The following is a 565-nucleotide window of genomic DNA, read 5'->3' on the forward strand; positions in this document are numbered from 1 at the left end:
GAATTGTTGTTTCTCAGGCTATTTGTGTACATGCGCTTATAAGATGATTGCAGGCTTTTAACAGGCTGTAACAGTGAACACAGGAACCCTCAAAACTACTTGGAAAGTGAGGCGTCTCATTGCCACCTCTCTGCCCTGCATACACACACAGCTGGAATGATTGCAGCTTTGTTTCTCAACGCCCTGTGTGCGGTGATGGAGCAACAGCGCCCTCCTCTGGTGACAGCTGAGAGGAAAAAGCTTACAGCACCTGGTATTCCCAGGCGGTCTCCCATCCAAGTACTAACCAGGCCCGACCCTGCTTAGCTTCCGAGATCAGACGAGATCGGGCGTGTTCAGGGTGGTGTGGCCGTAAGCGAGGAAACAGCCAGCAGAAAGCCCATTTAAAGATGCTGTGACACCACTGACAGTTCCTCTCACCATCTGAGTGGCGGATAATGGTGTCTCAGCCATCAAACACATGCTATACTTTAACATTACTTTCATAGGAATTGTTGTTTCTCAGGCTATTTGTGTACATGCGCTTATAAGATGATTGCAGGCTTTTAACAGGCTGTAACAGTGA

The 565-nt window shown here is 48.3% G+C and carries 1 rRNA gene; it reads right to left on the reverse strand.

What is annotated here, in order from left to right:
• Positions 1–238 precede the first annotated feature (238 nt).
• Positions 239–357, reverse strand: a 5S ribosomal RNA gene (gene rrf / locus ACGLHT_RS30045).
• Positions 358–565: the final 208 nt, after the last annotated feature.

This window comes from Pseudomonas sp. PsB (genome assembly GCF_043658375.1).
In the GTDB taxonomy this organism is placed as follows: domain Bacteria; phylum Pseudomonadota; class Gammaproteobacteria; order Pseudomonadales; family Pseudomonadaceae; genus Aquipseudomonas; species Aquipseudomonas putida_Z.